At 74.7% G+C, this 21504-nt stretch carries 15 protein-coding genes; 9 read left to right on the top strand and 6 right to left on the bottom strand.

What is annotated here, in order from left to right:
- Nucleotides 1-57: 57 nt before the first annotated feature.
- Entirely contained in the window at nt 58-1278 is a 1221-nt protein-coding gene (locus tag GKC29_RS28265; protein WP_155333703.1) for a sorbosone dehydrogenase family protein, read from the bottom strand.
- A gap of 21 nt (nt 1279-1299) precedes the next feature.
- Entirely contained in the window at nt 1300-3117 is a 1818-nt protein-coding gene (locus tag GKC29_RS28260) for a SpoIIE family protein phosphatase (protein ID WP_155333702.1), read from the bottom strand.
- Between the two features lie 190 nt (nt 3118-3307).
- On the opposite strand from GKC29_RS28260, the gene GKC29_RS28255 reads away from it, so the two are divergent.
- Nucleotides 3308-4228 carry a 2-hydroxyacid dehydrogenase gene (locus GKC29_RS28255; protein WP_155333701.1) on the top strand — a complete coding sequence of 307 codons (921 nt, stop codon included), beginning with the start codon at nt 3308-3310 and terminating at the stop codon, nt 4226-4228.
- Here GKC29_RS28255 and GKC29_RS28250 read toward each other — a convergent pair.
- Nucleotides 4222-4602, bottom strand: a complete 381-nt coding sequence (locus tag GKC29_RS28250) for a PH domain-containing protein (protein ID WP_155333700.1) — start codon at nt 4600-4602, stop codon at nt 4222-4224. The genes GKC29_RS28255 and GKC29_RS28250 overlap by 7 nt on opposite strands.
- Nucleotides 4603-4803: 201 nt before the next feature.
- On the opposite strand from GKC29_RS28250, the gene GKC29_RS28245 reads away from it, so the two are divergent.
- Entirely contained in the window at nt 4804-7113 is a 2310-nt protein-coding gene (locus tag GKC29_RS28245; RefSeq protein ID WP_155333699.1) for a GGDEF domain-containing phosphodiesterase, read from the top strand.
- 21 nt (nt 7114-7134) lie between these two features.
- On the opposite strand, the gene GKC29_RS28240 is transcribed toward GKC29_RS28245, so the two are convergent.
- A complete protein-coding gene (locus GKC29_RS28240; protein WP_155333698.1) occupies nt 7135-8157 on the bottom strand; it encodes a LacI family DNA-binding transcriptional regulator in 1023 nt (340 codons plus the stop codon).
- Between the two features lie 249 nt (nt 8158-8406).
- Here GKC29_RS28240 and GKC29_RS28235 point away from each other — a divergent pair, with 249 nt between their 5' ends.
- The 3 genes from GKC29_RS28235 (at nt 8407) to GKC29_RS28225 (ending at nt 11385) form a co-directional block, all read left to right on the top strand.
- Entirely contained in the window at nt 8407-8595 is a 189-nt protein-coding gene (locus GKC29_RS28235) for a hypothetical protein (RefSeq protein ID WP_196255756.1), read from the top strand.
- 4 nt (nt 8596-8599) lie between these two features.
- Entirely contained in the window at nt 8600-11032 is a 2433-nt protein-coding gene (locus GKC29_RS28230; protein ID WP_155333697.1) for a glycoside hydrolase family 2 protein, read from the top strand.
- A gap of 113 nt (nt 11033-11145) precedes the next feature.
- Nucleotides 11146-11385: a hypothetical protein gene (locus GKC29_RS28225; RefSeq protein ID WP_155333696.1), complete on the top strand. Its 240-nt coding sequence runs from the start codon at nt 11146-11148 to the stop codon at nt 11383-11385.
- Nucleotides 11386-11459: 74 nt separating this feature from the next.
- Here GKC29_RS28225 and ilvD read toward each other — a convergent pair whose 3' ends face one another.
- Complete coding sequence (ilvD, locus tag GKC29_RS28220) at nt 11460-13307, bottom strand: dihydroxy-acid dehydratase (RefSeq protein WP_155333695.1); 1848 nt, start codon at nt 13305-13307, stop codon at nt 11460-11462.
- Nucleotides 13308-13418: 111 nt separating this feature from the next.
- Between ilvD and GKC29_RS28215 the strand changes: the two genes are divergently transcribed.
- From GKC29_RS28215 to ilvC, 4 genes are all read left to right on the top strand, one after another.
- Complete coding sequence (locus GKC29_RS28215) at nt 13419-15842, top strand: bifunctional diguanylate cyclase/phosphodiesterase (protein WP_155333694.1); 2424 nt, start codon at nt 13419-13421, stop codon at nt 15840-15842.
- A gap of 185 nt (nt 15843-16027) precedes the next feature.
- Nucleotides 16028-17908 carry an acetolactate synthase large subunit gene (locus GKC29_RS28210; RefSeq protein WP_155333693.1) on the top strand — a complete coding sequence of 627 codons (1881 nt, stop codon included), beginning with the start codon at nt 16028-16030 and terminating at the stop codon, nt 17906-17908.
- On the top strand, nt 17908-18423 hold the full coding sequence (ilvN, locus tag GKC29_RS28205; RefSeq protein WP_073832451.1) for an acetolactate synthase small subunit: 516 nt from the start codon (nt 17908-17910) through the stop codon (nt 18421-18423). The genes GKC29_RS28210 and ilvN overlap by 1 nt, the downstream gene beginning before the upstream one ends.
- Nucleotides 18424-18483: 60 nt before the next feature.
- Nucleotides 18484-19497 (top strand): ketol-acid reductoisomerase, encoded by a 1014-nt coding sequence (ilvC, locus tag GKC29_RS28200; RefSeq protein WP_155333692.1) that lies wholly within the window; start codon nt 18484-18486, stop codon nt 19495-19497.
- 75 nt (nt 19498-19572) lie between these two features.
- Here ilvC and GKC29_RS30385 read toward each other — a convergent pair whose 3' ends face one another.
- Nucleotides 19573-21162, bottom strand: a complete 1590-nt coding sequence (locus tag GKC29_RS30385) for a tetratricopeptide repeat protein (protein WP_155333691.1) — start codon at nt 21160-21162, stop codon at nt 19573-19575.
- Between the last annotated feature and the right edge of the window lie 342 nt (nt 21163-21504).

The raw sequence follows: 21504 nt of genomic DNA, 5'->3' as shown, positions 1-21504 counted from the left end.
ATTCTGACCTGCCCGCCGACGGATCTTGGCAAACCTTGCGCGTGGCGTCCCCCGACGTCAGCTTCGTCCGGCTCCGCCCTGAGCGAACACCAGGCGCAGCAGCCGGTCGTCCTCCGGTGCCGGGTCGCCGCGCCCGTCGTGGTTCGACGTGCTCACCCACAGCGAGCCGTCCGGCGCCGCGGCGACCGCCCGCAGCCGGCCGAAGCGGTTGGTCAGCAGGTCACGCGGCTGGCCGAGCACCGTACCGGTCTCGGTCAGCTCGACCAGCCAGAGCCGCCGGCCCCGCAGGCAGGCCGTCGCCAGCAGCGACTCCGCCCGGGCGAGCCCGGAGCACGAGGCGTCGGAGGTGGGCCACTGGGTGATCGGGTTGACGTACCGGCGGTCGTCGGAGCGGCCCTCGACCTCCGGCCACCCGTAGTTGCGGCCCTTGACGATCTCGTTGATCTCGTCCCAGGTGTTCTGTCCGAATTCGACCGCGTACATCTTCTGGTTGGCGGCCCAGGTGAACCCCTGCACGTTCCGGTGTCCGAGCGACCAGACCGGGGAGTCGGGGAACGGGTTGCCGGGCGCGGGCTTCCCGTCGGTGGTGATCCGCAGGATCTTGCCGCCGAGGCGCTTGGCGTCCTGCGACTGCGTCCGGTCGCCGGCGTCGCCGGTGCTGGCGTAGAGCTGGCCGTCCGGCCCGAACGCGAGGCCACCGCCGTTGTGGATGCCCGCCTTCGGGATGCCGGTCAGGATCGGCTGGGGCCGCTCGCCCAGCCGGAGCCGCGCGATCCGGTTGTCGCGCTCGGCGGTGTAGTAGATGAAGATCGTCCGGTCCCGCTGGTAGCTCGGCGAGACGGCGATGCCCATCAGCCCGCCCTCGCCGCCGGCCGTCACCTCGGCGACCGTCTGCACCCGGGTGACCTTCAGGCCGTCGGGGCCGGACTCGGGGCCGACCTGGAGGATGCGGCCGGTGTCCCGTTCGGTGACCAGCGCTCCCCCGTCGGGCAGGAAGGCGATGCCCCACGGCACGCGCAGGCCCTTGGCGAGCACGGTGGCCACGACCTCCCGGCCGGCGCCGCCGGGGCTCGCCGTCGCCGACGGCGTGGGGAAGGTGGGCGGCTCACCGGCCCGGTCCGGCTCCGGCTCGCCGAAGGTGCAACCGGTGGTGACCAGCAGCGCCGCGCACGAGGCGGCGCGCGCCGCCCGGAGGCGGCGGGTGCGACGGTACGGGAGACGGGCGCTCACCCGGCCCAGCGTAGCCCGCTGCGGTGGCGATGCGGGCCCGCCGGGCATCGCCGGTCGGCGCGACGGAGGTCAGCGGGCGCGGACGGCGAGCAGCGCGATGTCGTCCTCACGGCGGTGCGCCGCGGTCACCAGCAGGTCGCACAGCCGGTCCAGGGGCAGGCTTTCCGTACCCCGGAGCCGGTCGGCCAGCTCGTCGAGGCCGGTGTCGATGGGCTGGTCCCGCCGCTCCACCAGGCCGTCGCTGAAGAGCAGCAGCGTGTCGCCGCCGGCGAGCGTCGCGTGGTGGGTGGTCCGCCGTACCGGTGCGGTCAGGCCGAGCAGGGGCTCCGGCGGCGCCGCCAGGGCCTCCACGGTGCCGTCCGCGCGTACCACGAGGGGCGCCGGGTGCCCGGCGTTGCACCAGGCGACCGACTGGCCGCCCCGGCCGTCCGACCGCAGGCGGACCAGGACGGCGGTGGCTACGGCGGGGATCCGCAACCCGCGGATCGTGTCGTCCAGGTGGCGCATCAGGTCGGCGACGGCGTCCGTCCGGCCGTACGCGTTGCCCCGGACCAGGTTGCGGAGCTGCCCCATGGTGGCGGCCGCCTCGATGTCGTGCCCGGCCACGTCCCCGATCGCGGCGACCAGGTCGCCGTCGGGTTGCCGGAAGACGTCGTACCAGTCGCCACCGACCTCGACCCGGTCCGCCGCCGGCTGGTACCGGGCGGCGAGCTCCAACCGGTCGTCGGTGGGCAGCGGCGGCAGCATGCTGTGTTGCAGGACGTGGGCGACGTGCCGCTGCTCCCCGTACATCGAGCTGTTGCCGATCGCCTGCCCCGCCCGGCGGCCGATCTCCACGGCGGTGAGCAGGTCGCCGTCGTCGAGATGCCGTCGGGCCGGGCCGTTGACGAGGGTGACCGTCCCGAGCACGCGGTCGCGGCCGGTGTCCGTGACCGGCACGGTGAGATGCGAGGCGAAGCCCAGCCGCTCGGCGATCTCGGGCATCTCGGAGCCGATCGTGCCGCTCCGCACGTCGGCGAGGGTGGCGGCGCCGCCGAGCACCGGTGTGCCGGTGCGCAGCACGGTCAGGGTGATCGACCCGGGCCCGAGTCGGGTGCGCATGAGCTGGGCGAAGCGGGCCACGTCCGCCGCGCGGGCCGGATCCCGGTGCGCCGCCACCACGTCGTGCAGCCCGCCGTCCGGGCCCACCACGCTGACCACGCACCAGTCGGCGAGCAGCGGGACCATGGTGGCGGTGAGCTGGCGCAGCGCGGTGCCGATGTCGAGCGTGCCGGCCAGCGTCTCGCTCAGTCCGGCCAGCAGCGCCAGCCGTGAGTGCGCCTCCTCGGCCCGCCGCCGGGCCTGCTCCGCGCCGTCGAGCGCGATCCGCAGCCGCAGCTCGGACGAGCAGGCCGCCGCCAGGTCGGCGAGCGTCCGCAGCTGGGCGGCGGTCCAGGCCCGGGGCTTGCTGTCGATCGCGCACAGCGACCCCAGGACCCGACCGTCCAGGTCGGTCAGGGGCATCCCGGCGTACGCGACCACACCGAGGTCGGGGATGGCCAGGTTGTCCCGCACGCGGGGGTAGAGCCGCGCGTCGGGCAGCACCATGGGCGTTTCCAGGTCGACCACGTGCTGGCAGAACGAGTGGCTGAGCGGGGCCTCGCGCCGGTCGGCCCACGGTTGGGGCAGCCCGGTCTCACCCGGGAAGAACTGTCGCTCGGCGTCGACCAGGGAGACCAGTGCGACGGGCACGTCGAGCAGGTCCGCCACCAGCCGGGCGAAGCGGTCGAAGGCGTCGTCGGGGGTGGCGGCCAAACGCGTCTCCGCGAGCGCCCGCAGCCGGGCGGGGTCGCCGAGCCCCGGGATCGGGACGGACCGCCCGGAGGGTCGGTCGGTGCCGTCGCTCATGGAACCACCTGTCTGGCCGCGTTGACGATCCGGAGACCGGCTGGCACTCCGGCTCCCGTTATACCCGCCCGAGGGGCGGATCGATGCCGGCCCGTCGGTCACCCTGGTCACCCGCGATCCGGCGCCCGTTCGGGTGTGGGAGAACGCCCCGAAGGGCGCCCGGCCGGCCGAGGGCCTATCGTCGGCGGGCGTGAAGCTGTGGATCCCTCACGAGGACGGCCCGTCCCTGCTCGGTGACCTGCCACCGGGCGTCACCGTGGAGGTGGCGTCGGACCCGACGCGCCTCCCGTCGACGGTGTCCGACGTCCGGTTCTGGGTGCCGCCCTTCCTCGCCGGGCCGGCGGCCACCGCCCTGCTGCGAGACCTGCCCGACCTCGAGGTCGTGCAGTTGCTCTCCGCCGGGGCGGACGCGTGGGTCGGCCGGATGCCGGCCGGGGTGACGCTCTGCGACGCCCGCGGGGTGCACGACCCGGCCACGGCCGAGTGGGTGGTCACGGCGATCCTCTCCCACCTGCGGGCCTTCCCGGCGCTCGCCCGCGCGCAGGCCCGCCGCGAGTGGGCGTACGCCCAGGTGACGCCGACCGACGAGTTGATCGGCAAGCGGGTGCTCATCGTCGGGGCCGGCTCGATCGGCGCCGCGGTCCGGCGGCGCCTCGAACCGTTCGAGGTGAGCCTCACCCTGGTCGCGCGGACGGCCCGGCCGGGCGTCCACGGCGTGGCCGAGCTGCCCCGGCTGCTTCCCGAAGCCGACGTGGTGGTGCTGCTGGTGCCGCTGACCGAGCAGACCCGTGGGCTGGTCGACGGGGCGTTCCTCGGGGCCATGCGGGACGGCGCGTTGCTGGTCAACGCCGCGCGTGGCCCGGTGGCCCGGACCGAGGCGCTGGTCGCCGAGCTGCGTACCGGCCGGATCTCGGCCGCGCTGGACGTGACCGACCCGGAGCCGCTGCCCTCCGACCATCCCCTGTGGACGATGCCGAACGTGCTGCTCACCCCGCACGTCGCCGGCTCGGTACGCGGCCTGCTGCCACGGGCGTACCGGCTGGTGGGGGATCAGGTCCGCCGGTTCGCCGCCGGGGCGCCGCTGATCAACGCCGTGGTCGACGGCTACTGAGCCGGCTCGTCGGGCCGGCTCTGGCCGGTGGCGGCGACCAGCCGGGGCAGGTCCTTCCCGCGGACCGCCGGGAGCGGCACCTCCCGGCCGTCGTCGAGGCGGGCGACCGCCCGGCCGCGCGGATCGCTGGCCAGCTCGACGACCTGGTCCCAGGTGATGCGGCGCTCCCCGGTGAGCGCCCGCAGGCGCAGACCCCGGGAGTCGGCGTCGGTGCCGGCCCGCCACGCCCACAGGCCCACGGCGAGGGGGACGAGCAGCACCGGCAGGAAGTACCACTCGGCGTTGGCCAGTGGCAGGGCGCCGATGAAGGCGATCACCGCGGCCGCCGCGATGGCCTGGTTGTGCCGGAACCGGACGGTGTCGGAGCTGCTCACCCCCCGATGATCCCACCCTGCCCAGCCGCCGGACGCGGCGGGCCGCACCGGTCGCCGGCCGGCCCGGGCGGTGACGCACGTCACGGTAAGGTGGGCGTCACCGCCCGGTCGCCGCCTCGTTGACGAGGGTTGGGCACCGGACTTTCGTTCGCGTCCCGCCCCGCCGCACCGCCCCCGTGCCCCCTCACGAAGGCGATCGCCGTGCCCCTCGCGTACCCGCTCCGCGCCCCGGCCCGCCGACCGGCCCTGCCGGAGGTCGTCGTTCTCGCAGTGGTCACCGTGCTCCTGCTCGCCGCCGCGGTCGGACCGCTGCCCGCCCTGGGCGTGGTGGCGCTCACCGCGGCCGCCGGGAGCGCGCTCGCCGGCACCCGGCTGTCGCGGCTGGCCGCCGGCCCACCCCGTCCGGCCGCCCGGGACGGCGACACCCGGGCCGCCGCGCGGCGCCGGGCGGCCCGGCCCCGGCGGGTCGCCGCCCTGCTGGACGCGGCCGTCGTCGCCGCCGGGCTCACCGCCGCCGTCCTGCCGCTGGCGGACGACGCGCAGCGCAGCAGCGCGGCCGTCACCGGGCTGGCCGTCGCGGCCGTGCTGTTCGGGGCCGGCCTGGCCGTGCTGGCCAACCCGCCGCACCCACCGGTCCGGGTCCGGCTGCGCCGCGCCGCCGACGCGGCCGGGCCGGGCGCCGGCCTGGCCCTCGCCGCCTGGTTGCTCCTGCCACGCGACAGCGTCGGCGCCCCGGCCCGTCTCGCCGCGGCGGTGGCGCTCGGCGTGCTGGCGGTGGCCGCGCTCACCGCGCTGACCGGGCCGCACCGCCACTCCGGTGCGGCCCGGTGCCGCGGTGGGGCGGCGCTCGCGCTGACCGGCCTGGTCGTGCTCGCCACGTTGACCGCCGGCCCCCTGCCCGACCGGGCCGGGCTGCTGGCCGTACCCCCGCTGGTGGGCGGGGTGCTGCTGACCGCGGGGGGTGCGCGGCGCGCGCTGCGCCCGGAGCTGGACCCGCCGCCGCGGCCGACCGCCGTCTGGCCGCGGGTGGTGGCACCGGCGGTCGCCGTGGTCGCGGCGACCGCCTGGTGGCTCGGTTCCGGGTTGGCGCCCGACCCGACGGCCGTGCTGCTCGCGCTTTGCGTGGTCCCGCCACTGGTGCTCCGGGAGCTGCTCCGGCCCCGGCGGCGTCCGCACGCCGGGCGGGTTCCCGCGCCGGTGGACGGCGCGGCCGGGTCCGTCGGGGCGGGCGGCTCGGTGCCGCCGCCGGCGGGCGGGGCGGCCGGGGCCGGCCTGACCGGGGACCGGAGTGCGCTGCTGCGGGCGCTCGCCGTGCTGCGGGACGCGCCGCCCCCGTCGGGCGCGCTGCTCGTGGTGGAGCTGCACGCGCCCAGCGCCGACGTGGCGGAGCAGCTCGCCGGTCCCGACCTGGCGGCCGAGGTGGCGCGCCGGACCCGGGCCGTCCTCGGCCCGGGCGACCTGGTGGCCGACGTGACCCACACGGGCTTCGCGGTGGCGACCGGCGTCGGGCCGTTGCTCGCGTACGCGCTGGGGACCCGGCTGGTCGCCGCGCTCACCCAGCCCTACCAGGTGCCCGGCGCGGTGCTGCGGCTTCAGGCCAGCATCGGGCTGGCCGAGACCGGCGGGACCGACCCGGAGGACGTGCTGCGCCAGGCGGACCTGGCTCGCCGGCGGGCCGTGCAGCTCGGCCGGGACCGGGTCGAGTGGTACGACGCCTACCTGGAGGAGCAGCTGGTCCGCCGCCTGGATCTGGAGCGGGAACTGCCCGGTGCGGTCGCCCGGGGGGAGCTGGACCTGGTCTTCCAGCCGGTGCTCGGGCTGGCAGACCGGGTGCCGGTGGGCGCGGAGGCGCTGCTGCGTTGGCGCAGCCCGGTGCTCGGCACGGTGCTTCCCGCCGAGCTGCTGCCGGTGGCGGAGGATCTCGACGTGGTGGGCGAGCTGGGCCTCTGGGTCCTCGACCGGGCCTGCCGGCAGCTGGCCGACTGGACCGGCACCGGGCGTGAGCTGTGGATGGCGATCAACGTGACCGTCCGTGAGTTGACCGCGCCGGACTTCGTGCCCCGGACGGCGGCGGTGCTCGACGCGTACGGCTTGCCGCCGGATCGGCTGGTGGTCGAGGTGGCCGAGCCGAGGGTGGCGGCGGAGCTGCCGACGGTGGTGGCCCGGCTGGCGGGGTTGCGGTCGTTGGGTGTCCGCACCGCGCTGGACGACTTCCGCGCCGAGCACGCCTCCCTCGCGCAGCTGCGCCGGCTCCCGATCGACCTGCTCAAGGTGGGCCCGGAGCTGGTGACCCGGGGGACGGACGCGTCGGGGCCGCTGATCGACGTGGTGGTGAGTGTCGGCGCCCGGCTCGGCCTGGAGATCGTCGTCGAGGAGTTGGAGTCGGAGGACCAGGTGGCGGGGGCGCAGCGCGCCGGGTGCCGGTACGGGCAGGGGTTCGCCCTCGCCCGGCCGGCCACCGCCGAGCGGGTCGAGGCGTACTTCGACGAGTTCCCCTACGCGTCCCGCTGACGACGCTGCGGCTGAATCGGTTCAGTCAAGCCGGGGTGGCGACGCGGTGCTGCCGCGCGGGGTGAGGTGCGCGGTCTCGTCCTGGAACCCGCCGACCGGCGACCCGCCGACCACCGCCAGCAGTTGGCGGGCGGCGTGGGCGCCGTACGCGGGGATGTCCCGACCCAGCGCCGTCAGCGGCGGGTGCACGAGCCGGCACAGCGGTGAGTCGTCCCACGCCACGATGGACAGGTCGCCCGGGACGGCGAGCCCCATCTCCTGCGCCACCGACAGCCCGGCGATCGCCATCACGTCGTTGTCGTAGATGACGGCGGTGGGCCGCGCGGGCGAGCTGAGCAGGCGGCGGGTGGCGCGGGCGCCCTCCTCGCCGGTGTAGTCGGACGAGACGGTGACCGCGTCGGGCAGGTCGAGCCGCCGGCGCACCTCGGTGAAGGCCTCGGTGCGGATGGACGTGTGCAGCAGCTCGGGCAGGCCGCCCACCCGGGCGATGCGGCGGTGGCCGAGGGCGACCAGGTACTCCATGGTCTCCACCAGGGCCGCCGCGTCGTCGGACCAGACGTTGGCCAGCCGCCCGGTGCCGCCGGGCCCGCCGATCACGACGGCGGGCAGGCCCAGCTCCTCCAGGACGGGGACGCGCCGGTCGTCGGTGCGCAGGTCGCACACGAGCACCCCGTCCACCCGCCGTTCGCCCCACCAGCGGCGGTAGACGGCGATCTCGGCGTCCTGGTCGGCGACCACCTGGAGGGTCAGCGCGTACGACCGGGCGGAGAGCTCCGCCTCGACGCCGCTGATCAGCTCCATGAAGAACGGCTCGATCCCGAGGGTGCGGGCGGGCCGGCACAACGCCAGGCCGATGGCGTCCGAGGTGGCGCCGGAGAGCGCCCGGGCGGCGCTGCTGCGGCTGAAGCCGATCTCCGCCGCGACGGCGAGGATGCGTTGCCGGGTCGTCTCCGAGACGCCGGGCTGGCCGTTGAGCGCGTAGGAGACCGCTCCCTTCGAGACCCCGGCCCGGCGCGCGACGTCGGCGATGGTCGGCCGCTTCACCGGCGCCCCCTTCGTGCTCCGCCGCTCCGCGTCGGCGGCCGCTGTTCACTTGCTCGGTTCAGCCTACGTCAGCCCGGCCGTTGACACGGTCGCAGGCCGCCCGTACGGTGTCGGCACTTATCCGGTTCAGTAGATGTCGTTCGATGCCGGGAGCGATACCAGTTGGGTGGAGGATGTGATGACGCGATCCCTGGCCCGGTGGGCGAGGAGAGCCGCCGTCGGTGCGGTCAGCCTCGTCCTGGTGGCGGCGTGCAGCGGCAACAGCGGTGGTGGTGGCTCGAAGCCCGGCGGGCCGGTCACCCTCAAAATCACTTCTGGGGCGACTTCGGTCTCGACGAGCTGAAGGCCACGTACGAGGACGCCAACCCGAACGTCACGATCAGCCTGGTGAGTACAACGCCCAGCACATCGTCCGGGGAATCATGGAAGGTGCGGTGAAGTCGTGACCCCGTTGCACGAGGGCTGGACCCTGCGGGCGCTGCCCGGACCGGAGGTGCCGGCCGCGGTCGCCGGCCGGGTGGTGCCGGCCACCGTCCCCGGCTGCGTCCACACCGACCTGCTCGCCGCCGGGCTCGTCCCGGACCCGTACCTCGACGACAACGAGACGCGGCTCGCCTGGATCGGGCGCACCGACTGGGTGTACGAGACGACGTTCGACCGGCCGTCGGGCGGGCACCAGCGCCTCGACCTGGTCTGCGCCGGCCTGGACACGGTCGCCACGGCGACCCTCAACGGCGCCGAGGTCGGCCGCACCGAGAACATGCACCGCGGGTACCGCTTCGACGTCACCGCCCTGCTGCGGGCCGGGAACAACGCCCTCGCCGTCCGCTTCGACTCGCCGTACCGGTACGCCGAGGCACACCGTGACCGGCTCGGCGACCGGCCCAACGCGTACCCCGAGCCGTTCCCCTTCATCCGGAAGATGGCCTGCAACTTCGGGTGGGACTGGGGGCCCACGGTGGTCACCGCCGGCATCTGGCGGGAGATCGGCCTGCACGGCTGGTCCACCGCCCGGCTGCGGACCGTCCGCCCGCTGGTCACCGTCGCCGGCGGCGAGGGCCGGGTCGAGCTGCACGTCGACGTGGAGCGCGCCGCCGACGTGCCGGTCACCGTCCGCGCCTCCGTCGCCGGTGCCGACGCCGAGGCGCGGATCGAGGCGGGGGAGCATCGGGCCGTCCTGACCCTCACCGTCCGCGACCCGCAGCTGTGGTGGCCCCGGGGGTACGGCGACCAGGCGCGCCACACCCTGGACGTGGCCCTCGCCGACGGTGACGGCGCCGTGCTCGACACCTGGCGGCGGCGCATCGGCTTCCGGTCGGTACGGGTCGACACCGCCCCCGACGCGCACGGCGCCCCGTTCACCCTGCACGTCAACGACACCCCGATCTTCGTCCGGGGCGTGAACTGGATCCCCGACGACGCCTTCCCCAGCCGGATCACCCGCCAGCGGCTGGCGCGGCGCTTCGACCAGGCCGCCGGCGCCAACATCAACCTGCTGCGGGTGTGGGGCGGCGGCCGGTACGAGTCGGAGGACTTCTACGAGCTGGCCGACGAGCGCGGCCTCCTGGTGCAGCAGGACTTCCTCTTCGCCTGCGCCGCGTACCCCGAAGAGGAGCCGATCGCCGCCGAGGTCGCCGCGGAGGCGGCCGAGCAGGTGGTCCGCCTCGCGCCGCACCCGTCGCTGGTGCTGTGGACCGGCAACAACGAGAACATCTGGGGCTGGCACGACTGGGACTGGCAGGAGCCGCTCGCCGGGCGCAGCTGGGGCCGCGGCTACTACCTGGACCTGCTGCCCCGGATCGTCGCCGAGCTGGACCCGACCCGCCCCTACTGGCCGGGCAGCCCCTGGTCCGGCAGCGAGGACATCCACCCCAACGATCCCGCCTACGGGACCACGCACATCTGGGACGTCTGGAACACCGCCGACTACCTGACGTACCGCGAGTACGTGCCCCGCTTCGTCGCCGAGTTCGGCTGGCAGGCGCCCCCGGCGTACGCGACGCTGCGCCGGGCGCTGACCGACGAGCCGCTCGCCCACGACTCACCCGGCATGGTCCACCACCAGAAGGCGACCGACGGCGACCGCAAGCTGCGCCGGGGTCTCGACGCCCACCTGCCGGCCCCGCGCGACTTCGACGACTGGCACTACTTCACCCAGCTCGTCCAGGCCCGCGCGATCCAGGTCGGGGTGGAGCACTTCCGCTCCCACCGGGACCACTGCACCGGCACCATCGTGTGGCAGCTGAACGACTGCTGGCCGGTCACCTCCTGGTCCGCGGTCGACGGCGACGGCCGGCGCAAACCGCTGTGGTACGCGCTGCGCCGGGCGTACGCCGACCGGCTGCTCACCGTCCAACCCCGCGACGGCGGGCTGGCGCTGGTCGCGGTGAACGAGACCGGTTCGCCGTGGCGGACCGGGGCGACGGTCACCCGGCTGACCCTGGCCGGTGAGCCGCGGGCGAAGACCGCGGTCGAGCTGGACGTGCCGCCGTACTCCTCGGTGGTGCGGGCGCTGCCGGCGGAGCTGGCGCGGCCGGAGGAGGCCCGCCGGGAGCTGCTGCTCGCCGAGGCGGGGGAGGAGGCCGAGCGGGCGCTCTGGTTCTACGCCGAGGATCGCGACGTCGCGTGGCCGGCGGCCGGGTACGACGCGACGGTCGAGCCGGCCGACGGCGGCCACCGGGTCCGGGTCTCCGCGCGGACGATCCTGCGTGACCTGACCCTGTTCCCGGACCGCCTCGATCCGTCGGCCGAAGTCGACGAGGCACTGGTGACGCTGCTGCCCGGCGAGTCCGTCACCTTCACCGTCCGCGCGGACACCCCACTGGACCCCGCCGCGCTCACCCGCCGCCCGACCCTCCGCTGCGTGAACGACTGAAAGGAAGGGCCCCTTCTTAACGTCTCCGGTAGTGGAGGGGCCCCTTCTTAACGCCTTCGGCACGGCGTTGCCCGGTGCGGTTTCGCCGGCGCCCGTGGTGGTACCTGGTGGGCATGACGAAACCGGTTGATCCCTCCCTGCCCGAGGAACTCGACGAGCACGCCGGGGGCGCAGACCCCGGTCCCGGAGCCCCCGACCGGATCCACGGCGAGACCGGCGAGCCGGACGAGCAGTTCCAGTCGCCGATGGGGGTCGCAGGAATGTCGCCGGGCGGCGGATCGTACGGCGGCACCTCGCCCGCCGACCAGAACCCCGCCGCCGATCCGGGTGGCGTCCCGCGCGGCAACCAGTGAAGCCACCGTGCCCGCTGCGGTGTTAAGAAGGGCCCCTTCCACCGCCCTGGGCGTTAAGAAGGGGCCCTTCCTTCTCACTCGGGGACGCGGCGGTAGGCGCCGTCGCTGGCCGAGGTGGCCATCGAGGCGTACGCGCGCAACGCCGCCGACACCGGGCGCTGCCGGTCGACCGGGGTGTACGGGCGGTCCCGCTTCTCCTGGGCGATCCGGCGGGCCTGGAGCACGTCGTCCGGCACGTTCAGCTCGATGGAGCGCCCCGGGATGTCGATGACGATCTCGTCGCCCTCCTCGACCAGCGCGATCAGGCCGCCGGAGGCCGCCTCCGGTGAGACGTGCCCGATGGACAGCCCGGAGGTGCCGCCGGAGAACCGACCGTCGGTGAGCAGCGCGCAGGCCCGGCCCAGCCCGCGGCCCTTGAGGAACGAGGTGGGGTAGAGCATCTCCTGCATGCCCGGGCCGCCCTTCGGCCCCTCGTACCGGATCACCACCACGTCACCGGCGACGACGTCCTTCGCCAGGATCGCCGACACCGCGTCGTCCTGGGACTCGTACACCTTCGCCGGGCCACGGAACGTCAGGCACTCCTCGGGCACGCCGGCGGTCTTCACCACGCAGCCGTCCGGCGCGAGGTTGCCGTGCAGGATGGCCAGCCCGCCGTCGGCGCTGTACGCGTGCGCACGGTCACGGATGCAGCCGCCCGTCGCGTCGGTGTCCAGCGACGACCAGCGGTTGGTGGTGGAGAACGGCTCGGTGGTGCGGACCCCGCCCGGGGCGGCGTGGAACAGCTCGACGGCCTCCGGGACCGCCGTTCTGCCGCGCACGTCCCAGTCGGCCAGCCAGCGGTCCAGTGAGGGGGAGTGCACGGCGTGCACCTCCCGGTTGAGCAGGCCGGCGCGGTCCAGCTCGCCCAGGATGGCCGGGATGCCGCCGGCCCGGTGCACGTCCTCCATGTGGTACTGCGGCGAGTTCGGTGCGACCTTGGCGAGGCAGGGCACCCGCCGGGAGATGGCGTCGATGTCGGCGACCGAGAAGTCCAGCTCGGCCTCCCGCGCGGCGGCGAGCAGGTGCAGGATCGTGTTCGTCGATCCGCCCATCGCCACGTCCAGGGCCACCGCGTTCTCGAATGCCGGGCGGCTGGCGACCGACCGGGGCAGCACGGAGGCGTCGTCGCCGTCGTACCACCGCTTGGCGATCTCCACGACGGTGCGCCCGGCCTCGACGAAGAGCGACCGGCGCGTGGCGTGGGTGGCGAGGGTCGAGCCGTTGCCCGGCAGCGCCAGGCCGATGGCCTCGGTGAGGCAGTTCATCGAGTTGGCCGTGAACATGCCGGAGCAGGAGCCGCAGGTCGGGCAGGCGGAGCGTTCGATGGCCCCGAGCTGGTCCTCGGTGACCGCCTCGTTGGAGGCGGCGATCATCGCGTCGATCAGGTCGATCTTGGAGTGGACCACGCCCTCGATCGCGACCGTCTTGCCGGCCTCCATCGGCCCGCCGGAGACGAAGACGGTCGGGATGTTCAGCCGGAGCGCGGCCAGCAGCATCCCCGGCGTGATCTTGTCGCAGTTGGAGATGCAGACCAGGGCGTCCGCGCAGTGGGCGTTGACCATGTACTCCACGGCATCGGCGATCAGCTCCCGGCTGGGCAGCGAGTAGAGCATCCCGCCGTGGCCCATCGCGATGCCGTCGTCGACCGCGATGGTGTTGAACTCGCGGCCGACCCCGCCGGCCTCGGCCACCGCGTCGGCGACGAGCCCGCCGAGGTCCTTGAGGTGGACGTGACCGGGGACGAACTGGGTGAAGCTGTTGGCGATGGCGACGATCGGCTTGCCGAAGTCGTCGTCGGTCATCCCGGTGGCCCGCCACAGGGCCCGGGCGCCGGCCATCGTCCGACCGTGCGTGGAGGTCTTCGACCGCAGCTCAGGCATGCATACCAGTCTGGCACCGCCGCCCGCGCGACCGCCGCCCGCGCAGGACGTGTCCCAACAGATGCACACCCGGTACCCCACCGCGCGGGGTGATCCGGCACAGTTGAGGGCGTGCTGTCACCCCCGGGCATGCTCACCGTCGCGGTGCTGAGCGCGCTCGTCGCCGCGTCGGGCGTCGCGCTGCTGACCGCCGGCGTGCGGCGGCGGGAGGTGGCGCACCGCTCGGCGTACGTGCTGCTCGCCGCGGCGGCCGGCGTCGGGCTGGTGGCGGTGCTGGTCGGGGCGGGCGTGGCGCTGGAGGCGGCGGGGCACGCCGGGCACGGGTCGGTCCGGCGCCCCGGCTGGGCCGAGGTGGTCGCGCTGGTCACCGCCGTCAGCGGCCTGCTCTTCGCGGCCGGGATCCTGCGGCTGCCCGGGGTGGCGCCCACGCCCGGGGTGGCCACCCGGCTGTCGCTGGACGGCCTGATCGTCGCCACCGCGCTCTGGTTCGTGGGGTGGGTGCTCTTCTCCGAGCCGACCCGGCTGCTCGGCGACGCCACCCCGATGGCCTGCGAGCCGATCCTGCTCGCCACCGTCAGCGCGGCGCTCACCGCTGGGTTGGCCATCATCGTGGTCTTCCGGGCCCCGCCCCGGCGGCACCGGCTCGCCACGCTCGTGACCGGCGCCGTCGGCGTGACCACCGGCGGGCTCGGCATCGCCACCGGGCTGTGCCAGGCGGGCCCGGTGGTGGCGCTGGTCGGCGCGGCGGTGCTGGCCGCCGGTCTGCTGACCGTCGCGCTGGTGGTCCGGCGGCTCGACCCGCCCTGCCGGTTCGAGGTCGACGTGAACCGGCGCGACGCCGAGTACGGCGTGCTGCCGATGGTCGCGATGGCCGCCTCGGCGATGTACCACCTGCTCCAGGACGGCCGGTTCGACGCGCTGGGCATCGTGGCCGGCAGCGTGGAGGGCTTCGCGCTGGTGGCCCGGCAGTACCTGACCCTGCACGACGTCCGCAGGTACGCGGGCCGGCTGGCCGAGCGGGAGGCCCACTTCCGTGAGCTCGCGCACACCGACCCGCTGACCGGCCTGGCCAACCGGCGGGGGCTGCTGCGGGCCCTGCACCGCTGCGCGCAGGCGGGCACCCCGTGCGTGCTGCTCACCCTCGACCTCGACGGCTTCAAGAACGTCAACGACATGCGGGGCCACGACGCCGGCGACGCGGTGCTCGCCGAGGTGGGCCGGCGGCTGCGCGGCAACCTGCGCCCCGGCGACGTGGCGGCCCGTCTCGGCGGCGACGAGTTCGCCGTGCTGATGCCGGGCCGGCCGGCCGACGCCGACCGGGTCGGTCAGCGGCTGCTCGGGGTGCTCGGCGCCGCGTACCAGCAGCCGGAGGGGGCGGTCTTCCTCTCGGTGAGCATCGGCACCGCCGGCTGGGCCGGCGAGCCGGACGTCGAGCTGCTGCTGCGCCACGCCGACCTCGCCCTGCGGTACGCCAAGCAGCGCGGCAAGAACCGGATCGAGCGGTACGACGCCGCGTACGACCGGCTGCTGCGCCGGCGGACCACCCTGGAGCACGAGCTGCGCGGCGCGATCGACCGCGGCGAGCTGCGGCTCGCGTTCCAGCCGGTCGCCTCGCTGCCGTCGGTGCGCCCGGTCGGCGCCGAGGCGCTGCTGCGGTGGCGCCATCCGGAGCTGGGCAACGTGCGGCCCGACGAGTTCATCCCCCTCGCCGAGGAGTGCGGGATGATCGCCAAGCTGGGTGCCTGGGTGCTGCACGAGGCCTGCCACCAGCTCTCCCGCTGGCTGGCCGACGGCCACGACGTGTGGGTGTCGGTGAACGTCTCGCCCCGGGAGCTGCACGCCCCGGAGTACGTCGTCCAGGTCGCCGAGGCGCTGCGCGCCCACCACGTCCCACCGCAGCGCCTGGTGCTGGAGGTCACCGAGCACGCGGTCGCGACCGACCTGGACGAGCTGATCCGCCGGCTGAGCGCGCTGCGGCGCACCGGCGTCCGGATCGCCCTGGACGACTTCGGCGCCGGGTACTCGTCGCTCGGCCAGCTGCGCCGCCTCCCGATCGACATTCTCAAGATCGATCACAGCCTCGTCGCCGAGCACGAGCCGGTCCGGCCGATCGGTACGGACGGGCCGGCCTTCGCACCGATGGTCGACATCGTGATGCGGCTCGGTCACCAGCTCGGCCTGGAGGTCATCGCCGAGGGCGTCACCACCCCGACGGAGCTGGCCGCGGTGGTGGCGGCCGGCTGCCGCTTCGGCCAGGGCGCCCTCTTCGGCTGGGGCGTGCCGGCCGAGCACCTGGAGGCGATGCTGGAGGCCGCCACGTCGCCCGGGGCCCGGCCGGTCCCGACCTCGGCGCCGCCCGCCCCGCCGGCCCGTCCCACGCCACCGCGACGCCTGCCGAGGCTCCCCGCGCCCCGCCAACCCGCCTCCGAGCAGGCCGAACAGGGCCCCGAAGTTCCCCGAACGGGGGATCCCACAAGATCCGTTAACCAACATGTGGGATCAGTTGACTCAGCGCGTGAGATGCGTCAGGCTTGACCGCATGTTGTCGTACTGGTCGCGTCGAGTACTTACCTGAGCGCACTCTCCCCACCGAGAGTGCGCTGGCCCCGTGCATCCTGCACGCGGGCTTTTTTGTTGCCGTCAGACCCCATCGGTGCGGGCCCCGCCCGCGTTCCACTGCCCGAGAGCCGCACCCACTCCAGCCGAAGGCCTGAACCGCCATGACGAGACCCACGCCCGAGACCCTCGCCAACTCCGCCCGGCGGGCCCGCGCGGCCGCCGAGCCGGCGCGCGACGCCGAGCCGGCCGCCCGCGCCGCGGCCACCCCGACCGTCCCGGGGGTACGCACCCCCGCTCCGACCCAGGTCTCCGGTGCCGGTTCCCTCGTGCGATCCCTCGAAGCCCTCGGCGTCGACGTCGTCTTCGGCATCCCCGGTGGCGCGATCCTGCCGGCGTACGACCCGCTCTACGACTCCACCGTCCGGCACATCCTGGTCCGGCACGAGCAGGGCGCCGGGCACGCCGCGACGGGGTACGCGCAGGCCACCGGCCGGGTCGGCGTCTGCATCGCCACCTCCGGCCCGGGCGCGACCAACCTCGTCACGCCGATCGCCGACGCGTACATGGACTCGGTGCCCATGGTGGCGATCACCGGCCAGGTCGCGCGGCCCTCGATCGGCACGGACGCCTTCCAGGAGGCGGACATCCAGGGCATCACCCTGCCCATCACCAAGCACAACTTCCTGGTCCAGAACGCCGACGAGATCCCCCGGGTACTGGCCGAGGCGTTCCACCTCGCCTCGACCGGCCGACCCGGCCCGGTCCTGGTGGACATCCCCAAGGACGTCCTCCAGGCGCCGACGGCGTTCGCCTGGCCGCCGACGCTCGACCTGCCCGGCTACCGGCCGACGCTGCACCCGCACGGCAAGCAGATCCGGGAGGCGGCCCGGCTCATGGCCGTCGCCCGGCGGCCGGTGCTGTACGTCGGCGGCGGCGTGCTGAAGGCCGGCGCCACCGAGGGCCTGCGCAAGCTCGCCGAGCTGACCGGCATCCCGGTGGTCACCACGCTGATGGCCCTCGGCGCGTTCCCCGACTCGCACCGGCAGCACCTCGGCATGCCCGGCATGCACGGCACCGTGGCGGCGGTCTACGGCCTCCAGAAGGCGGACCTGATCGTCGCGCTCGGCGCACGGTTCGACGACCGGGTCACCGGCCGGCTGGACTCCTTCGCCCCGGACGCGACCGTCGTGCACGCCGACATCGACCCGGCCGAGATCGGCAAGAACCGCCATGCCGACGTGCCGATCGTCGGCGACGCCCGGCACGTGATCGACGAGCTGATCGCGGCCGTCACCACCGAGCAGGCGGGCGGGCACCGCCCCGACCTCGCCGACTGGTGGACCCAGCTCGACGACCTGCGCAAGCGCTACCCGCTGGGGTACGAGGAGCCGGCCGACGGCACCCTGTCCCCGCAGTACGTCATCAAGCGGCTCGGCGAGATCGCCGGCCCGGACGCCATCTACGTCGCCGGTGTCGGCCAGCACCAGATGTGGGCCTCCCAGTTCATCTCGTACGAGAAGCCGTACACGTGGTTGAACTCCGGTGGCCTCGGCACGATGGGGTACGCGGTGCCGGCGGCCATGGGCGCCAAGGTCGGCAAGCCGGACACGGTGGTCTGGGGGATCGACGGCGACGGCTGCTTCCAGATGACCAACCAGGAGCTGGCGACGTGTGCCCTGGAGGGCATCCCGGTCAAGATCGCCGTCATCAACAACGGCAACCTCGGCATGGTGCGCCAGTGGCAGACCCTGTTCTACGGGGAGCGCTACTCCAACACCGACCTCGGCACGCACAAGCACCGCATCCCCGACTTCGTGAAGCTGGCCGAGGCGCTCGGCTGCATCGGCCTGCGCTGCGAGACGGCCGAGGACGTCGACAAGACGATCGAGGCCGCGATGGCCATCAACGACGCCCCGGTGGTCATCGACTTCGTGGTCGGCAAGGACGCGATGGTGTGGCCGATGGTCGCCGCCGGCACCAGCAACGACGAGATCATGTTCGCCCGCGGCGTCCGCCCGGCCTTCGACGAGGATGACATCTGATGACGATGCACACGCTCTCCGTGCTCGTGGAGAACAAGCCCGGCGTCCTGGCCCGGGTGTCCGGGCTGTTCTCCCGGCGCGGCTTCAACATCGACAGCCTCGCCGTCGGCGAGACCGAGAACCCGGACGTCTCCCGCATCACCATCGTGGTGAACGCCGAGTCGTCCCCGCTGGAGCAGGTCACCAAGCAGCTCAACAAGCTGGTGAACGTACTCAAGATCGTCGAGCTGGACCCGCAGGTGTCCGTCGCCCGCGAGCTGCTGCTGGTCAAGGTCCGCGCGGACCGCAACGCCCGGGGTCAGGTGCTGGAGACGGTCAACCTGTTCCGCGCCCGGGTGGTCGACGTCGCGCCGGACACGCTGACCATCGAGGCGACCGGCACCCCCGACAAGCTGGACGCGCTGCTGCGCGACCTCGAACCCTTCGGCATCAAGGAGATGGTCCAGTCCGGCACGGTGGCGATCGGGCGCGGCTCGCGCTCCATCACCGCCGGTCCGGCGCTCCGGGCCGCCTGACCCTCCGCACCGCTTCAGACCACGACGGGCCGCCCGGGCCGCCGTACGAAAGGGAATTCCATGAGCGTTGAGGTGTACTACGACGACGATGCCGACCTGGGCCTGATCCAGGGCCGCAAGGTCGCGGTGATCGGCTACGGCAGCCAGGGCCACGCCCACGCGCTGTCGCTCCGGGACTCCGGCGTCGACGTGGTGATCGGCCTGCAGGAGGGCTCGAAGAGCCGGGCGAAGGCCGAGGAGCAGGGCCTGCGGGTGGTCACGCCCGCGGAGGCGGCGGCCGAGGCCGACGTGATCATGATTCTCGCCCCGGACACCGCGCAGCGCCGCCTCTACGCCGAGTCGATCGCGCCGAACCTGAGCGCGGGCAAGGCGGTGTTCTTCGGCCACGGCTTCAACATCCGCTACGGCCTGATCACCCCGCCGGCCGACGTGGACGTGGCGATGGTGGCCCCCAAGGGCCCCGGTCACCTGGTCCGCCGCCAGTACGTCGACGGCAAGGGCGTGCCCTGCCTGGTCGCGATCGAGCAGGACGCCAGCGGCGGCGCGCTCGCGCTGGCCCTGTCGTACGCGAAGGGCATCGGCGGCACCCGGGCGGGCGCCATCCGGACCTCCTTCAAGGAGGAGACGGAGACCGACCTGTTCGGCGAGCAGGCGGTGCTCTGCGGTGGCGCGGCGGCGCTGGTGCAGACCGGCTTCGAGGTGCTCACCGAGGCCGGGTACGCGCCCGAGGTGGCGTACTTCGAGTGCCTGCACGAGCTGAAGCTCATCGTCGACCTCATGTACGAGGGCGGCATCGCGAAGATGCGCTACAGCATCTCCGACACCGCCGAGTACGGCGACCTCTCCCGCGGCCCGCGCGTCATCGACGCCCGGGTCAAGGAGGAGATGCGCAAGATCCTGGGCGAGATCCAGTCCGGCGAGTTCGCCCGGGAGTGGGTGGCCGAGGACGAGGCCGGCCGGCCGAACTTCAGCAAGTGGCAGGCCGAGGGCGCCGCGCACCCGATCGAGGAGACCGGCCGCAAGCTGCGCGGGATGATGAGCTGGGTCGACCGGCCGATCACCGAGACCGCCTGACCGCCCGGTCCGGCTACCGCCAGGCGGCCCGGGTCCCGACGCTCGCTCCCCCGGGCATCGGGACCCGGGCCGCCGTCACGTTTCCGCCAGGGCTTCCGCCTCGGCGGCGATCCGCTCCGCCTCCTCGGTGCGGCCCAGTGCCGCGAGGGTGCGGGCCAGGTTGCGCAGCGGCGTGACGGCCTGCGCCGGTGGCAGGCCGGAGTCCGCCGCCCGGATCAGTGCGACGCTCTCCTCGTACGCGGGCAGCGCCTCGTCGAGCCGGCCGAGGACGTGCAGCCGGTTGCCCAGGTTCACCAGCGCATCGACCAGGTCCGACCGGTGCGCCGCCGGTTCCTCGGCGAACAGCTGACGGCGCAGGGCCACGCACTCGCGCAGCAGCTCGGCGGCCTCCCGTACGTCGCCGGCCCGGTTGACCGCCTTGTCCAGTCCGAACAACGCGTGCCCCAGCAGGACGCGGTACTGGGGATCCGCCGTGGCCAGGTGCCGGGCCAGCTCCACGGCCTCCCGTCCGGCGGTCACCCCGTCCAGCCCGGCCACCCGGTCGCGCGGCGGCGCGCCCGGCCCCGGGTCCCCGCCCGGCGTCTCGAACGCGGTCATGGCCAGGACCAGGAGCAGCGCCTGGACCAGCATCGGGCGGAACTCCTCCGGCAGGTCCCCGGTCCAGCGCCGGCAGACCGGGAGTAGCTCGTCCAGCAGCGGCTCGACCGCGTCCCACCGCCGGTCCGCGATCCGCGCGGCGGCGAGCTGGGTCAGGGCACGGGCCAGCTCGCCGTCGTCGGCGCCCCGGGCCACCTCGACCGCCTCGGCGACCCGGTCGGCGCCCTCCTCCCGCCGGCCCGACCGGAGCAGCAACTGCCCGTGCACCCGCAGCGCCGCAGCCAGGTGGCCCCGCCGGGCGCCCGGGGTGGCGCCGACCAGCCGACGCAGCCGGCCGGTCGCCTCACCGGCAGCCCGCACCGCCGCCTCGGTCTCGCCCAGCTCGGCGCGGCACTCCGCCTCCACCAGCAGGGCGTCGGCCGTGAGCTCCCGCCCGCGCGGCGGTTGGACGAGGCGCAGGAACCCGAGGTCGTCGCGGGCCGGGTCGAGCAGGGCGAGCGCTTCCTGGACGCGGCCGGCCGCCGCCTCGCTACGCGCGAGGTCGATCGCCGCCGTGGCCCCGAGCGAGGCCCACCGCGACTGCTGGTAGCGGGAGAGTGCCTGGTGCAGGTCCCGGGCCTGCCGCCGGACGTCGAGCGCCTGCTCCGGCCGGCCCAGCCTCGCCTGGCAGTCACCGATGACCAGCAGCGTCCCGGCCAGCCGCATCCGCTCGTCCGGCCCGAGCGGAGCGGCGGCGTCCCAGGTGGCCCGGGCACGAAGCGCCAGCGGTAGTGCCTCGCGCGTCTCGCCCAGTTCGGACAGGTTGGCGGCCAGCCGCTCGCGGGCGGCGGCGAGCACCACGAGGGCGGCGCGGTCCGGCGGGTCCGCCACGTACCCGATCGCCTCCCGCAACTGCTCGATCGCCTCGGCTGCGGACTGGGCGTCGGGGACGGCGGCCCGGGCCACCAGGGCGCGCGCGAGGTCCACCCGGTGCGGGTTCGGCCGGTCGGCCGCCAGCCGACGGCAGAGCGCCACCGCCTCCTCCGCGGCGGCCGCGCGCCGGGTGGTCCCGCCGGGCAGTCCGCTCACCTGGTGGGATCGCGTGACCAACGCCTCGGCCAGCCGCGGCCCCACCGCAGGGGCCGGAGCCGAGCCAGGGGCCGGAGCAGCGCGATCCGGACCACGAGTGACATAGGTGGCTCCTTCCCGCGTGGTTGCCGGCTCCCGTTGTACCGGGGCCACGCCAACCGGGTCCTCGGGTGAACGGCGGATGTCGGACGTGCGAACCACCTGTGTGAGGGCGCTCACGCGCAGTCCGGAGGCACGTCGGCGGGGCAGCCCCCTACGATCCTTGGATAGGTGCCCCAGCCGGCACCTGACGGCCACGGCACGGAACAGCGCAGGGCGCAGCGCGGCGTCCCGTCGCCCCCG

This window comes from Micromonospora sp. WMMC415, assembly GCF_009707425.1.
Taxonomy (GTDB): Bacteria; Actinomycetota; Actinomycetes; order Mycobacteriales; family Micromonosporaceae; genus Micromonospora.
This window is presented reverse-complemented; position numbering and strand designations above follow the sequence as displayed.

Excerpts from the sequence above, each read along its gene's own strand:
- ilvC (WP_155333692.1), top strand. The coding sequence starts at position 18,484 with ATGAGCGTTGAGGTGTACTACGACGACGATGCCGACCTGGGCCTGATC.
- GKC29_RS28225 (WP_155333696.1), top strand. The coding sequence starts at position 11,146 with ATGACGAAACCGGTTGATCCCTCCCTGCCCGAGGAACTCGACGAGCAC.
- GKC29_RS28265 (WP_155333703.1), bottom strand. The coding sequence starts at position 1,278 with ATGCCCGGCGGGCCCGCATCGCCACCGCAGCGGGCTACGCTGGGCCGG.
- ilvN (WP_073832451.1), top strand. The coding sequence starts at position 17,908 with ATGACGATGCACACGCTCTCCGTGCTCGTGGAGAACAAGCCCGGCGTC.
- GKC29_RS28260 (WP_155333702.1), bottom strand. The coding sequence starts at position 3,117 with ATGAGCGACGGCACCGACCGACCCTCCGGGCGGTCCGTCCCGATCCCG.
- GKC29_RS28210 (WP_155333693.1), top strand. The coding sequence starts at position 16,028 with ATGACGAGACCCACGCCCGAGACCCTCGCCAACTCCGCCCGGCGGGCC.
- ilvD (WP_155333695.1), bottom strand. The coding sequence starts at position 13,307 with ATGCCTGAGCTGCGGTCGAAGACCTCCACGCACGGTCGGACGATGGCC.